Origin of the sequence: Caballeronia ptereochthonis, from assembly GCF_001545075.1 — a bacterium.
GTDB classification, from domain to species: domain Bacteria; phylum Pseudomonadota; class Gammaproteobacteria; order Burkholderiales; family Burkholderiaceae; genus Caballeronia; species Caballeronia ptereochthonis.
Window position 1 is genome coordinate 1 of sequence record NZ_FCOB02000003.1, and the last position, 14274, is coordinate 14274.

The 14274-nt window shown below is 64.2% G+C and carries 14 protein-coding genes and 1 pseudogene; 7 read left to right on the forward strand and 8 right to left on the reverse strand.

The window, feature by feature from the left end; all coding sequences use genetic code 11:
• Window positions 1–227: pseudogene (locus AWB83_RS03490) on the reverse strand (class II aldolase/adducin family protein); the annotation flags it as partial.
• 146 nt (window positions 228–373) lie between these two features.
• On the opposite strand from AWB83_RS03490, the gene AWB83_RS03495 reads away from it, so the two are divergent.
• On the forward strand, window positions 374–1285 hold the full coding sequence (locus AWB83_RS03495; protein WP_087042877.1) for a LysR substrate-binding domain-containing protein: 912 nt from the start codon (window positions 374–376) through the stop codon (window positions 1283–1285).
• A 13-nt stretch (window positions 1286–1298) separates the two neighbouring features.
• Here the strand turns inward: AWB83_RS03495 and AWB83_RS03500 are convergent, their stop codons facing one another.
• The 3 genes from AWB83_RS03500 to AWB83_RS03510 form a co-directional block, all read right to left on the reverse strand.
• Window positions 1299–1694, reverse strand: a complete 396-nt coding sequence (locus AWB83_RS03500) for a hypothetical protein (RefSeq protein ID WP_087042878.1) — start codon at window positions 1692–1694, stop codon at window positions 1299–1301.
• Window positions 1695–2728: 1034 nt separating this feature from the next.
• A complete protein-coding gene (locus AWB83_RS03505) occupies window positions 2729–4273 on the reverse strand; it encodes a sensor histidine kinase (protein WP_087042879.1) in 1545 nt (514 codons plus the stop codon).
• The gene (locus AWB83_RS03510) at window positions 4270–5001 is read right to left on the reverse strand and encodes a response regulator transcription factor (RefSeq protein ID WP_087042880.1); all 732 of its coding nucleotides are present in this window, start codon (window positions 4999–5001) and stop codon (window positions 4270–4272) included. Before AWB83_RS03510 ends, AWB83_RS03505 begins: the two co-directional genes overlap by 4 nt.
• Before the next feature lie 219 nt (window positions 5002–5220).
• Here AWB83_RS03510 and msrB point away from each other — a divergent pair, with 219 nt between their 5' ends.
• The 3 genes from msrB to msrA are packed head-to-tail and all read left to right on the forward strand — an operon-like array spanning window position 5221 to window position 8346.
• Window positions 5221–5736 carry a peptide-methionine (R)-S-oxide reductase MsrB gene (gene msrB / locus AWB83_RS03515; protein ID WP_087042881.1) on the forward strand — a complete coding sequence of 172 codons (516 nt, stop codon included), beginning with the start codon at window positions 5221–5223 and terminating at the stop codon, window positions 5734–5736.
• A gap of 38 nt (window positions 5737–5774) precedes the next feature.
• The gene (locus AWB83_RS03520) at window positions 5775–7601 is read left to right on the forward strand and encodes a cytochrome c biogenesis protein DipZ (RefSeq protein WP_087043118.1); all 1827 of its coding nucleotides are present in this window, start codon (window positions 5775–5777) and stop codon (window positions 7599–7601) included.
• A 31-nt stretch (window positions 7602–7632) separates the two neighbouring features.
• Window positions 7633–8346: a peptide-methionine (S)-S-oxide reductase MsrA gene (msrA, locus tag AWB83_RS03525; protein ID WP_087042882.1), complete on the forward strand. Its 714-nt coding sequence runs from the start codon at window positions 7633–7635 to the stop codon at window positions 8344–8346.
• Here msrA and AWB83_RS03530 read toward each other — a convergent pair.
• A complete protein-coding gene (locus tag AWB83_RS03530) occupies window positions 8310–9437 on the reverse strand; it encodes an aminotransferase class I/II-fold pyridoxal phosphate-dependent enzyme (RefSeq protein ID WP_087042883.1) in 1128 nt (375 codons plus the stop codon). The genes msrA and AWB83_RS03530 overlap by 37 nt on opposite strands.
• Before the next feature lie 96 nt (window positions 9438–9533).
• Between AWB83_RS03530 and AWB83_RS03535 the strand changes: the two genes are divergently transcribed.
• Window positions 9534–10427 (forward strand): LysR family transcriptional regulator ArgP, encoded by an 894-nt coding sequence (locus AWB83_RS03535; protein WP_087042884.1) that lies wholly within the window; start codon window positions 9534–9536, stop codon window positions 10425–10427.
• Window positions 10428–10442: 15 nt separating this feature from the next.
• Here AWB83_RS03535 and AWB83_RS03540 read toward each other — a convergent pair whose 3' ends face one another.
• The 3 genes from AWB83_RS03540 to AWB83_RS03550 all read right to left on the reverse strand — a co-directional run bounded on the left by AWB83_RS03540 (window position 10443) and on the right by AWB83_RS03550 (window position 12334).
• Window positions 10443–10820, reverse strand: coding sequence for a DUF427 domain-containing protein (locus AWB83_RS03540; protein ID WP_087042885.1), 378 nt, complete (start codon window positions 10818–10820; stop codon window positions 10443–10445).
• A gap of 162 nt (window positions 10821–10982) precedes the next feature.
• Window positions 10983–11336, reverse strand: coding sequence for a DUF4148 domain-containing protein (locus AWB83_RS03545; RefSeq protein ID WP_087042886.1), 354 nt, complete (start codon window positions 11334–11336; stop codon window positions 10983–10985).
• 104 nt (window positions 11337–11440) lie between these two features.
• Window positions 11441–12334 (reverse strand): ketopantoate reductase family protein, encoded by an 894-nt coding sequence (locus AWB83_RS03550; protein WP_087042887.1) that lies wholly within the window; start codon window positions 12332–12334, stop codon window positions 11441–11443.
• 477 nt (window positions 12335–12811) lie between these two features.
• Here AWB83_RS03550 and AWB83_RS03555 point away from each other — a divergent pair, with 477 nt between their 5' ends.
• Entirely contained in the window at window positions 12812–13522 is a 711-nt protein-coding gene (locus AWB83_RS03555; RefSeq protein ID WP_087042888.1) for a FadR/GntR family transcriptional regulator, read from the forward strand.
• A gap of 211 nt (window positions 13523–13733) precedes the next feature.
• Entirely contained in the window at window positions 13734–14207 is a 474-nt protein-coding gene (locus AWB83_RS03560; RefSeq protein WP_087042889.1) for a ferritin-like domain-containing protein, read from the forward strand.
• Window positions 14208–14274 lie beyond the last annotated feature (67 nt).

Sequence of the window (14274 nt, forward strand, 5' to 3'; positions counted from 1 at the left end):
TCGGGATCGCGCACGGTGAGGTGACCGGCGAAACCGTAATCGAAACCTTGCTGCGCGAACGCGCGGCACGCGCCGACAAGGCGCTCCTTCAGATGCTGACGATGCGCGGCTGCGCTCGTGAACCCGGGGATTTCGGGAAAGATCAGCCCCTCCTGCTCGGGCTGATAGATCGACACCTTGCCTTCCTTGACGATCGACGGGGGGCTCTGTTCGAGAACTTCGGACATGCGCGGACTCCTTTGCTGGAACGGGTGAACGAAAGCGACGAATACGGATGTGTCTCGATCGTTGTCATGTTCGTAGCCCGCCACACGAAACACAAACGATGCCTGTTCATAGAACCATGACAGGCATTCATGCATGAGGTATCACCATGAGGCGCATCCCCAACTTCGTTCTCCTGCGCGCATTCGAAGCCGCCGCGCGTCTGGAGAGCTTCACGCTCGCCGCAAGCGAGCTTCATCTGACGCAATCGGCGATCAGTCATCAGGTAAAGGAACTCGAGCAGTATTTCGGCAGGCCCCTCTTTCACCGGCGCAATCGGCGTGTGGAGACGACGTCCGAGGGCCGCCGTCTGCATGAAAGCCTGGGACGCGTGTTCGATGTGATCGAAGCCGCCTGCGCCGAAGTCGCGCTGGAGCCGCAGGCGCAAGTGCTCGCCGTCCACTGCGCGCCGAGCTTTGCGGCGAAGTGGCTCGGGCCGCGCCTGCCCGAATTCATGCAGGCGCATCCGAACGTGACGATCCGCCTCTCCTCGGACGCGGAGCCCGCGGACCTCGCACGCGTGCGCGAAGTCGATGTCGCGGTGTCGTATGGGTTCGCGCATGAGCGCCCGGGCGTCGCCACGCGCGCGCTCGGCGCCGAGCAGATCATCCCGATGTGCTCGCCGTCGCTATTGCGCGAAGACGTGCTGGTTCAGGACCAGATCAGCACGATGACACTCATCGACTCGCAACTGAGCCGCGTGACCTGGCCCGGCTGGTTCGCGCTCAATGGACTGGAAATGCCGCGCGGGCCGCGCCCTTCGTTCGACCGCGCGGCGCTCGCGATATCGGCGGCGGTGGACGGCATGGGCGTCGCGCTGGAAACGACGCGGCTCGCCGAACGCGAGCTCGCGCGCGGCGATCTGGTCGAGTTGGGCGCGGGGGTGTTCGCGCCGCTCGAAAGGGAGACGCACTTTCTTTCCTATCGCGTCAACGAACGCAATGTCGAGAAAGTGAAGTGCTTCTGCGACTGGCTGCTGGCGAAGGCCGGCCTCGACGAAACCGCCGAGGCCAGCGCGTGAGCCGCTCGTGGATTCAGGCCGCCTGTTTCGCGCGCTCCTCCCCGATCACGCGCGCATGCTCATAGACGCGGTCGCGTTCGCGCGCGACGAGCGTCCGCTTGCGCGCGAGCGTCTGTCGGTGGTATTTCGGGTCCCCCATCTGCATCACATAATCGCTGTGACGGTGGCGCAGGTAACGCTGGAAGAATTCCGCGCCGGGCAAGCCGCTGTCGAGCGCCATCAACACGCCGTAATCGATGTCGCGCACGTCGCCGAGCGTCTCGACCGCCGATTCCAGCGCCGCATAGCGCTGCGGCAACGGCACCCCCTTGTCGCACAGCGCGTGAAAGCGCTGATAAGTAAGCACCTGACCATGCGATGCACAACGCCATAATGCCTTCGCGAGCCGTCGACTGAGTTCCGTTTCCACGTTCCCTCCCGCATGTTGCTCGGATCAAATGCGTGAGACATCCCGCCGTCATCGACGCAAATCGATGTCGGTAACCGACTGCCTGGAAATCACCTGCAACGCCAAGAGCGGTGCGCGACATTCATGAGTGCTGTGAACCCTGCTTCGCGCACATTGCTTTAATACCGTCGTGTAAATGCGCTCTGTGTAACACCGGCAATAATTAAGCCGAGTCTCGCCATGAATGCGGCCTGACAAGCTTTATGAGTTCGCGTGTTTTTTATTTCTCGCGTTGAAAGAAACGACGCGAATGACCAAAAATACGAAATACGCCAATCGTCTGTGCTTATCTCCTCGCCTTGCGTCACGCCACTGCGACACCGCGCGCAAGCGCCGACAGGCGCCTCGTGCGGCAGCAATTCGGATAATGCGGTTGTCACGCGCGGTCGGCGCAAGGCGCCATATCGCGCGTTCAGCTTATGATCGGCCACGAAAGACCGTTTGGATTCCCACGCCGCAGCGTCGTACTTTCTGACAGAAAACCCGACGCGACGGTTGCGGCTCGATTACATGCTAGCAAACATATTGCGGGAAACCAAGGAACGTTTTCCGCATGGAAGAACACCAGGTACTTTCACTGCACTGTCATTCGGCATATTTTCCCGAGGCGCTTCGCCATTTAATGATGCATGCGGTTTCGCATCGCCCGGCGTAGTGCGTCCGCTAAAGAAATCACTATCCCCATAAACACGCGTGCCAGGGCAGCCCTTAAGTACGCTGGAGAAAATCTGCTTGTCTTGAACGCGTTGCAAGGGGACAGCCTGATGCGTCGTGGGCTCTTAAGACTGGTTTAAGCATAGGCGGCTAAAACGTGTCACATGACGCGGGCAAAATGTCCCTCCGACGCATTTGCCTTGCATGTCATTGCAATTCCGCTTTCACTCGGACGTCCACGCGGATGGTCAGACCGGGCAACGCTTCACGTGCATCCCAACGGCGCGCAAGCGAGGCGATGACCATCCCATTCAGCCCGGCGGCAATGCCGGGCTTTTTTTTCAGCCGTGCCGGCCGCGCTCTTGCAGAGCGCCATTGCCTGTCTGCGCGACTGCGGCGGGCAAGTCGAAGCGGAACGTCGTGCCTTGCCGCTCCGTATCGATCAGGCGGATCTGACTGCCGTTCAATTGCAGCATGCGCTGCACGATGAGCAGGCCGAGGCCGCCGCGATGCGCGCCGCCCGACGTGAACGGGCGCTGAAAGAGCGCCTCGCGCATCGCGGGCGCAATGCCCGGGCCCGTGTCGCTTACGGTGACTTCGACCCTGTCGCTCTTCTCGTCGGCGTTCGCGAGCGTGACTTCGACCGAGCCTTGCTCGGGTGTATGGCGAATCGCGTTGTCCAGCAGATTCGTGAGCACGCGCTCGATCATGCCCAGGTCCGCGAGCACGCTCGGCAGGCGCGGCGCGATATGCGCGTTCAGTCGCACGCCGCGCGATTGCGCGGGCAGATCGAACTTCTCGAAGACATCCTGCACGAGATCGGCGAGGGAGAACGGTTCGGCTTCCGGCGCCACCATCCCGTGTTCGAGCCTCGCAAGCTCGAAGAGCGATTGCGCGAGATGGCCGACCTTGGCGCTTTGCGCAAGCGCGATCGACAGATAGCGGCGGCGCTCCGCGTCGGCGAGAGAATCGGCCTTGAGTGAAAGCGTCTCGAGATAGCCGTGCAGCGACGAAAGCGGCGTGCGCAGATCGTGCGAAATATTGGCGACCATCTCGCGCCGCTCGCGGTCCTGCTGTCCGAGCGCGCGCCATTGCTCGCCGATGCGCTCGGCCATCTGCGCGAACGCGCTTTCCAGCACGACGATCTCGTCGCGCTCGTTCTTCCGCGCATCCGGCTCGTCGATCTCGCGCTTCGAAGACACGACCGGCAGCGAAGCCCCGGCAGGCTCGCCGCGCGCGTCGAACCTGCGCATCGCTTCGGTCAGGCGTCGCAGCGGACGCGTGACGAGCCCGAAGGCGACCACGCCCGCGACCAGCCCGAGCAGCGTGACGAGGCCCATCGACGCCAGCGTGGTGCGCAACACGGCGCTCGCCGATGCCTTCGCGGCCAGCGCGTCGTGCTCCTCGCCGAGCAGCACGACATAGACATAGCCGAACGGCGGCTGTCCGGGAGCGGCGAGCGGCGCGGCACTGAAGACCTTGCGCTTGTCGTCGCTGCGCGGATCGTCGCCGAGGATGGGCAAGGCCTCGCCGTTCAGAAAGCGGCGCACCGGCGCGAGATCGATCCGGTCGCGTTTCAGATGGCCCGGCGGTGCATCGTCGGCGCGAATGCGGCCGGTGTTGTCGAGCAGATAGACCTCGACGCTCGGATTCACCACCATCAGCTGGCTGAAGAGCCGGCGCACGGCGGGCGCGTCGGTGTCCTTGGCGTCGGCGAGCGCGCCGTCACGCGCGATATGCGCCGCGAGCCCGCGCGACAGGCTCTGAATGACTTCCTTCTCGCGCAGATCGCTCGCGCGGATCTGCAGCCATGCCGACGCGCCGCAGCAAGCGAGCAGCAGCACGCAGAACACGGCGAAGAGCCGTTGCGACAGCGTGAGCTTCACGATGCGGCACCCTCGCCTTCGGGCGCTTGCACCGCGAGCTTGTAGCCGTGGCCCCATACCGTGAGAATGCGCCTGGGGTCGGACGCGTCCTTCTCCACTTTCGCGCGCAGGCGGTTGATGTGCGTGTTGACGGTGTGCTCGTAACCCTCGTGCCGATAGCCCCATACCGCATTGAGCAGATCCATGCGGGAAAACACCTTCCCCGGATGACGCGCGAAATGATAAAGCAGATCGAACTCGCGCGGCGTCAGTTCGATGCGCGCGCCGTCGACCCACGCTTCACGCGCGAGCGGATCCATTGCGATGCCCGCAACCTCGATGCGCCCGGCATCGAGCCGCGAATCCTTCGCCACCGCATCGACGCGGCGCAGCAGCGCCTTGACGCGCGCGACGAGTTCGAGCACCGAGAAAGGCTTGGCGAGATAGTCGTCCGCGCCGAGCTCGAGACCGAGAATCCGGTGCACCTCGCTCGAGCGCGCGCTCGTGATGATGATCGGCGTATAGCGCGTCATCGCCCGCGCGCGGCGACAGATCTCGAGACCATCGACGCCGGGCAGCATCAGGTCGAGAATCAGCGCATCCCAGCCGCCTTGCTCGAGCAGCCGCAGCCCTTCGGCCCCGTCGGCGGAGTGCACGACTTCATAGCGTTCGTCGCGCAGGTTGAGACTCAGCACATCGGCGATGTGCATGTCGTCTTCGACGATCAGAATGCGTTTCGGATGATCCATGAGTGAGTGTCATCGGCGAGCCGCGATAAATGCGCGCCAAATCAGCAGATCAAATAGCGGCAACGAATACACGAAAAAACCAAAAAAAGCGGGGCCGCCCCGCCATTGTGCAGAAAAGCGCGCGGCCAAGTATCACATTTAATTTAACTTTCGGTGAGGACTCGGGGATACGCGCGCGGCTACGATGCGCCTATCCCACACGATTACGAGGAGCGCATCATGCCAACCCGCCGCCGCTTTCTCCTGACGGGCGCCGCGGCCGCCACCGCAGCGTTCGCCTTGTCCGGGCGCCTGCGCGCGCGCGCCGCTGGCGCCGCGCCGCAAGCATCATCGCAGGAGCACTTCGAGATCGTCCATAGCGACGACGAATGGCGCCGCCTGCTCGATCCCGCGCAATTCGAAGTGCTGCGCCGCGAAGGCACCGAGCGCCCTTACACGAGTCCGCTGAACGACGAGCATCGCGCGGGCACGTTCAGCTGCGCGGGCTGCAAGCTCGCTCTGTTCTCGTCGAGCACCAAGTTCGACAGCCACACCGGCTGGCCGAGCTTCTGGGCGCCGCTCGAACACGCGGTCGCGACGCGCGAGGACGGCTCCTTCGGCATGTTGCGCACCGAAGTGCATTGCCGCCGCTGCGGCGGTCATCTGGGCCACGTTTTCGAGGACGGACCGAAGCCCACCGGCCTGCGCTACTGCATGAACGGCGTGGCGATGAATTTCACACCGGGCGCGGCGTGACGCGCGCGAACATCCAACAACTTCGACTCGACATCATCATGTTGCTCATCGTCTTGGCCTATCTCGGCGGTGCGCTGACGATCCTCAGTCCGTGCATCCTGCCCGTTCTTCCCTTCGTGTTCTCGCGGGCGGACCAGCCGTTCGTGAAGAGCGGCCTGCCGCTTCTCGCCGGCATGGGCCTGACGTTCGCCGCCGTCGCGACGCTCGCGGCCGTCGGCGGCGGCTGGGTCACGCAGGCCAATCAGTATGGCCGCTGGGCCGCCATCGTGCTGCTCGCCGTGTTCGGTCTCACGCTGCTGCTGCCGAGCTTCGCGGAACGCGTGATGCATCCGTTCGTCACCGCGGGCAATCGCCTGACCGCATTCGCGCAGCGCGGCGACGGCAAGCCGAGCGCCGGCGGATCGTTCGTGCTCGGCATCGCGACGGGCCTCTTGTGGGCGCCCTGCGCGGGCCCGATCCTCGGCCTCGTGCTGACGGGCGCGGCGCTCAACGGCGCGAGCGTCGGCACGACGCTGCTTCTGCTCGCCTATGCGGCGGGCGCGGCGACTTCGCTCGCTGTCGCGCTGCTGATCGGCGGACGCGTGTTCACGGCGATGAAGCGCTCGCTCGGCGCGGGCGAATGGGTGCGGCGCGGCATCGGCGCGGCGATGCTCCTGGGCGTCGTGGCGATCGCGCTCGGGCTCGACACCGGCGTGCTTGCCCGCGTGTCGACGGTGGCGACGTCGGGCATCGAGCAGCATCTCGTCGACAGTCTCTCGAATCGCAACGGCGCGATGATGTCCGCGCAAAACGCGATGAAGCCGGCGAATGCGAACCACGATTCGCCCGCCATGATGCGCGCGAGCACCGAACCGCCGACGTCCGCGCATCCCGCGCCGTTGCCGGTCGAAGGCACGCTGCCGCCGCTCGACGGCGCGGTGCAGTGGCTCAACTCGCCGCCGCTCACGAAGGACGCGCTGCGCGGCAAGGTCGTGCTCGTCGACGTGTGGACCTATTCATGCATCAACTGCCTGCGCACGCTGCCGTATCTGAAGAGCTGGGCGCAGAAGTATCGCGATCAGGGACTCGTCGTGATCGGCGTGCATGCGCCTGAGTTCGCGTTCGAGCGCAACATCGACAACGTGAAGAAGGCGATTCACGATCTCGGCATCGACTATCCCGTCGCCATCGACAACAACTATGCGATCTGGCGCGCGCTGAACAATCAGTACTGGCCGGCGCACTATTTCGTCGATGCGCAGGGCAGGATCCGCTATCACCATTTCGGCGAAGGCGACTACGCGCATTCCGAGCATGTGATCCAGGAACTCCTCGCGGAAGCGGGTCATGGCGCCGCGCCCGCGCCTGCGATAACCGGCAGAAGCAGCGATGAAGGAACCGGCGGTGGCGCGATGATGCAGGCCGACAATGCGGACATGCGCTCGCCCGAGACGTATATCGGTTATGAGCGCGCCGAGCAGTTCATGTCGCCGGGCGGGCAGACGCCCGACCGCATCCACGACTATGCCGCACCGAAGGCGCTCGATGTCAACGACTGGGGTCTCGCCGGAGCATGGAAAGTCGGCGCCGAGCACGCCACGCTCGAAAGCGCGTCGGGACGCATCGTCTATCGCTTCCATGCGCGCGATCTGCATCTCGTGCTTGGACCGTCGAAGGATGGCAAGCCGGTGCGCTTTCGCGTGAGCATCGACGGCGCGGCGCCCGGCGCCTCGCACGGCAGCGATGTGCAAGCCGACGGCAGCGGTACCGTGAAGGAAGAGCGCCTCTATCAGCTCGTGCGGCAAACGGGCCCGATCGCGGACCGCACGTTCACCATCGAATTTCTCGATCCTGGCGTCGAAGCCTATGCCTTCACGTTCGGTTGAGCCCCGGCCAGCGATTCAGCAAGGAGCAGTCATGTCGAAAACCACCAGCAGGACTTTCAAGGCCGCGAGCGTGGCCGTGCTGTTCGCGGGCGCGTTCGCATTGCAGCGCGTCGCGCATTCGAGCGAGGAGGCGGTGAAGATCCCGCCGCCCGCGCACGACGAAGCAGCCGGCGCGGTCCACACTGAAACCGCCGTGTTCGCGGGCGGCTGTTTCTGGGGCGTGCAAGGCGTCTTTCAGCACGTGCGCGGCGTGAAGGAGGTGATGTCCGGCTACGCGGGCGGCGCGGAGAACACTGCGCAATACGAGCGCGTGAGCGAAGGCGATACCGGACACGCGGAATCGGTGCGCATCACCTACGATCCGACCCGGATCACGTACGGCAAGCTGCTGCAGATCTTCTTCTCGGTCGCGCACAATCCGACCGAGCTGAATTACCAGGGCCCGGATCACGGCACGCAATATCGCTCGGCCGTGTTTCCGACCAACGCCGCGCAGCGCGATATCGTCACCGCTTATATCGCACAGCTCGACAAGGCGCATGTCTACGGCGGCAAGATCGTCACCAAGGTCGAGGATTACAAGGGCTTTTATCCGGCCGAAGGCTATCACCAGAACTACCTGACCGAGCATCCGGAAAGCCCGTATATCGCGATCAACGATCTCCCCAAGATCGGCAATCTCAAGCAGATGTTTCCGGATGCATACCGTCAGGATGCGGTGCTCGTCGCGGTCGCATCCAAATGAGCATCGAGGATCGCGAGCACGTCGGGCATGTTGCGCCTGCCGAAGCCAAGGCGGAAATGCGCGTCGCCGTAGTCGATCAGAGTGGAAGGAAGCAGCAGCACGCCCGTGCGTTCGAGCAGTTCCGCGCAGAACTGCTCGGCGTGCCCGTGCTTCAGTCGCACGAAACCGATCGTGCCTGCGCGCGGACGATGCCACTCGAAACGGTCCGCGCGCCGCGTGAAGAAGTCATCGAGCAGACACAGGTTGGAACGCACGATGTCGATACTGCGGGCGATCAGCGCATCGGTGTGACGTACCGCAATGGCCGCAAGATATTCGCCCGGCGCGCTATTGCTGATGGTCAGATAGTCCTTGAACGTGCTCATGCGCCGGAGCACTTCCGCGCTCTTCGTCGCGATCCAGCCCAGTCTCAGGCCTGCCAATCCATGTGTCTTCGACAGCGCGCCGAGCGAAATCGCGCGTTCGTACACATCGCACGCGGCGGGCAGGCGATCAGCGGGATCGTGTTCGAGGCCCCGATACACCTCGTCGCTGAACAGCCATAATTCGTGCCTGCGCGCAAACGCAACGATCGCGTCGAACACGTCGCGCGACGGCAGATAGCCTGTCGGATTGTGCGGAGCGCAGATCACGAGCGCGCGCGTCGCGGGCGTGACGAGCGCTTCGAGCTCGTCGGGATCGACCGCCCAGCCGGCTTGCTCGCGCGCCTTCCACGGCGATACTTTCACGCCCATCGCCTCCGCCACCGAATAGTGGGACTGATATCCCGGCATGTGGACGATCACATGATCGCCCGGCGCGAGCATCGAGCTCATGAACGAATAGATCGCTTCCTGCGCGCCCGTGTGGACGATGATCTCGTCATCGCGGACGTTCTCGCAGAGCGTCGCCAACTCGCGGCGCAGCGCGGGCGCGCCCGGGTGCTCCGTATAGCCGAGCCAGGTCTCGCGCAATCCGTCGATCGAACCGGGTTCGAAGGCGAGCAGCTCGCCGATCGACATCGATTCGGGATCGGAGCTGCAAAGCAGATGACGTGCGGTAAATTCGTGCTGCGCGAAGTAGCGCTCCAGTTTGAAGGGAGTCGGTTGCATGGCGTGTCGCTTGATCGGAGTCGAGGAAAGCCCTAGTCTCCGCTTTCTCCCTTCGATCAAAAAGCTAAACTTTCTAATTCCGATTAAGGAACGCTAATGCTCGACTATGCCCTTCTCGACGCGCTGCTCGCAGTCGTGCGCACCGGATCCTTCGAGCGCGCCTCGCGCGAGCTCAATGTCACGCCTTCGGCCGTGTCGCAGCGTGTGAAGCTTCTGGAGGAGCGCGTGGGAAGCCTGCTCGTCAAGCGCGGGCAGCCGTGCGAAGCGACGGCATCGGGTGCGCTGCTGTGCCGCCACACGGAACGGGTTCAACTGCTCGAAGCGGAACTCGGCGGACGCATGCCCACCCTGCCCGGCATGCCGAGCGAGCGCCGCGCGAAACTGCGCATCGCGGTGAACGACGACAGCATGAGCACCTGGTTCATGGATGTTGTCGCCGACTTTTGCGTCGAACGCGCGCTGCTTCTTGATCTCGTCGTGGACGATCAGGATCACACCGCCCGGCGCATCCGCGAGGGCGACGTGCAAGGCGCGATCACCACGTTGTCGGAGCCCGTGCCCGGCTGGCGTTCGGTGAAGCTCGGGCGCATGCGCTATCGCGCGGTATGCTCGCCGGCGTATTTCGTGCGTCATTTTGCGGACGGTCTCACGCGTGACGCGCTGCGCGGCGCGCCCTGCGTGAACTTCAACGAGAAGGACGAACTGCAAAGGCGTTTTGTCAGGCGCGTGAGCCGCACGGACATCGAGCCACCCGCGCATTTCGTGCCACATGGCGCGCCCTTCGTAGGCGCGTGCACCTCGGGCCTCGCCTGGGGCATGTGCCCGCAGCGGCTCGTCGCGCGCGAACTCGAAAGCGGCGAGCTGGTGGAGGTGCTGCCCCGTTCGCGCTTCGATGTGGATCTCTACTGGCAGAGCTGGCGTCTTTCGCTCGGCTGGCTCGACGATTTCAGCGCCATGTTGAAGAGCCGTGCCAGGTCGTCCCTCGACTGAACTTCAAACGCGCATTTAGGCCTCGCGCGTCTCGAAGGAATCCACGCGATCGCGATAGAACGCCAGATGCTCCTTGATCGCCGCAACCGATTCGTAAGGCATCTCGTAGGTCCAGACCGCGTTGGTTGCCTTTTGTCCACCCGCGGGAATGCTGTAATAGCTGCATTCGCCCTTGTAAGGACAATACGTGGTGTGCGAGCTGCGTTCGAGCTGCGACATGTCCACGTCCTTGCGCGGCACATAGAGCACTTCGGGATACGACGCCTCGCGTAGCGAAAGCGCCTCCGTCGTATCGGCGATGACGCGCCCGTCAACCTTCACGATCACGCGCAAGGGACTGCGCTCGATCGTGATCGGATGATCGGGCCCGGGAATCTTCACGGCTTTGTCCATGAGTGTCTGCCTGCTGATGCGCCATTGAAGCGCGCGGAACAATCATGGTAGCGCCCCTGCGCGGGATGCGCACGAATCGGCATCGCGCCGCATTCGATCTGCCGAACGAGGTATTCGCCGCACGCGATGCGCTCGCATGGCTTGGCGCTGCTTCACGCGGCATCAATGACCGAAGTAGACGGGCTTGGTGCCGTCATTGTTCATCGGTTGCGTCATGCGCATCCCGGAAGCCGACGTGCCGCCGGCTACGCCGCCATACGAGTTCATGTTGGCGTGGTAGGCATTGTCGGAGGCGGACGCCGCACCATTCTGGCGCGACGCGCGGCTTTCCGCCGCCTGGATGTCGGAAGGATACGAGGTCTGGTCGGAGCGCGACGGATCGTAGCCCGCGGCTTCGACCTGCCGCAGATCCTGCTTCACCTGGTCGCGCGTGAGCGACGAACCGGCTTGCGCGAAGGAAAGGGCCGGCGCCACCGCTACGGCGGCGACGGCCATGGCTTTGACGAACGATTTCATGGTGAACCTCCGGTTTGTAGGCGACGCGCAAAGTCTTCTGCACGTACTGCATAATCAGCATCGGCCGTGCCCACCTCTGTCCGGTTTCACCGCGAAAGCCCTGCCTATCCCGCCTTGTTTTCGATCAGCCTGACGAGCACGTGCAGCATGCGGTTCGCGGGGGTCGGCACACCGAGCGCTTCGCCGCGCCGCACGATCAGCCCGTTCAGGTGATCGATCTCGCTCGTCTTGCCGCGCGCCAGATCCTGCGCCGTCGACGAATACTGGTTCGGCATCGTCTCGGCGATGCGACGCACGGCGGCGTCCACGTCGCCGGGAATCGTCACGCCATCGGCCTTCGCGACCGCGAGGCATTCGTCGACGACATCGCGCATCGCGCGCGTGACGCCCTCGCCTTGCACGAGCTTGCCGTACGGCGTCTGCGTGATCGCGGAGAGTGCGTTGTACGCGCAGTTCAACACGAGCTTGGCCCATAGCGCGCCGCGCACGTTGTCGGAGATCTCGGTCGGCACGCCCGCTTGGGCGAACGCGCGCGCCACTTCCGCGCTCTTCGTCGACGGCTCGATCACGAGCTCCCCGCGGCCGTGATGCCGGATGTGTCCCGGTCCCGCCATTTCGGAGGCGACATAGACCACGGCCGCCGCCGTTTCCTGCGGCAGCAGTTCGCGCAGGCGCGCGGCATTCTCCACGCCGTTTTGCAGCGACAGAACGAGCGCGTCGCGTTCGAGATGCGGCGCGAGGGCCTGCGCCGCGCTGTCGGTATCGGTCGACTTCACGCAGAAGAGCACGAGCTGCGCGCCCTTCGCCGCGCTCGCCTCGGTGCTTGCGGCCACGCGCACACGCTCGTCGAAATGTTGCGTGTCGAGCCGCAGGCCTTCGCGCACGATCGCCTCGACGTGCTGCGGCCGCGCGATCAGCACGACCTCGTGACCCGCGCGCGCAAGCATCCCGCCGTAGTAGCAACCGACCGCGCCCGCGCCCATGACGGCGACTTTCATGATTCCCTTCTCCTCGTTGCGTTGGACTGGCTCGCCAAGGTAACACATGGGAACGGCATCGACTGAACCGGCTGATGCTTCGCATAACCGACCACGCGCAAACGCTTGCGCGCGGCGAACGGAATCACACCACGTGCCACGCCCGCGAAACTTTGTGGGCGGACGCACGATAGTCAGTCGAATTCGCGGTGAACCATATTGTTAAACCGGGCCACACGGATATACGCTTCTTTTCAGCGGATCGACGATGCTGTCCAGAAAAGAGGCCGACCGCTATGGGGTGGGTGCGGTTCAGTCCGCATCGCAATAGCTGAAACCTGGGGACCGATATACGGCATGCCGGAGGGCAAGCGCGTCGCGAACACATTCGTCGGTGCGGTGCACCGGCGCGCCGTAACAGACCATGCGCGGGCTGTTCCGTTCGGCGACGAGCGGCGAGCAGCCTGAAGCGCGGGCGTCATCACGAGAAAAAGAAATATGAATCATGGATATGAAACATCGCTCGTCAAGCGCGTAGTGAATCAACTCGTCGCGGGCATCGTGAGCGGCGAATACCAGGACAACGTGCTACCACCACAAGTGATTCTTTCCAAGAAGCACGGGGTGAGCCGCACCATCATGCGCGAGGCATTGAGCATTCTCATCTCGCGCCGCATGCTCGACGTACGGCCGAAAACGGGCACACGCATCAAGCCCGCGCGCGAGTGGCTCATCATGGATCCGGAAGTCGCCGAGTGGCGCCTGCGTGCGCTGCCCGATCCGGACTGCATACGCAGGCTGATGGAGTTCCGCTCGCTCGTCGATCCGCCGGCCGCCGCGCTCGCCGCGACGCTCGCGAACAGGCATCAGCGCATCGCGATCAATGCGGCTTATCAGCGGCTCGTGCATGCGAGCCCGTCGGAAGCGCTGCAGTCAGCGGCCGAGGATGCGTTGCAGGCCGCCATCGTCGAGGCGAGCGGCGACGAATTGCTGCGGCAGATGGGCAGCGTCGTTCGCGTCGGCATCAGGACGATGAAAGCCGCCCTGCGCACGCAGCCGCACGCACTGCCGCGCGTGCCGGAATCGCAGCTCGGCGATTACGGCCGGGTCGTGCGCGCCATCGAGACGAGCGACGCCAGCGGCGCGCGCGCGGCGATGTCGCAGGTTCTCGCGCGAACCGCATCGCTCTGGATCGAGGAAACCGTTTAAGCACCCTTCCCGTACTTCCATTCTCTTGTGCGGCCGCGAGGCCGTCGCACCGCCGCTTCTTCGCGCCGGGAGCGTATCTTCCGCGCCCCGACGCCGCAGTTTCGCCTCGCATGCGCCGCGCGCGTGACTACAATGTGTGAAGCCCCGCATGCGATGAGTCATGGCCCATCCGTCCCACGGAGCGCTTGGCGTTGGAAACACGGAGGCAAGAATGGCAGAGCTCGAAAAGGAAAAGGTCGTCGACGTCCTGAACCGGATTCTCGAATCCGAACTGGCGGGCGTCGTGCGTTACACCCATTATTCGTTTCTCGTGTTCGGCTTCGGCCGCATTCCGATCGTGTCGTGGCTGCGGGCGCAGGCCGACGAGTCGCTAACGCACGCGCATCAGGCCGGCGAGTGGATCACCACGCTCGGTGCGTATCCATCGCTGGAAATCGGCCCGCTGCTCGACAATCACACTTTCGACATTGCGACGATCCTGCGTGAATCGCTGCAAGCCGAGGAAGTCGCGCTGAATCTCTATCGCGACTTGCTGAAGCTCGTCGAGACCCGTTCCGTCGCGCTGGAGGAATATGCGCGGCAGATGATCCAGGTCGAGGAAATGCACGCGGGCGAGGTGGACAAGATGCTGCGCCGGCCGGGTGAAGTGGATACGCCGCCGGAGCGCCGCACGGGTCACCGCTGAATCTCCGGCTGCGGAATGAAAAACGCCGGCCCGCGTCGAGCGGGCCGGCGCCTGTCCGCCTGAAAAA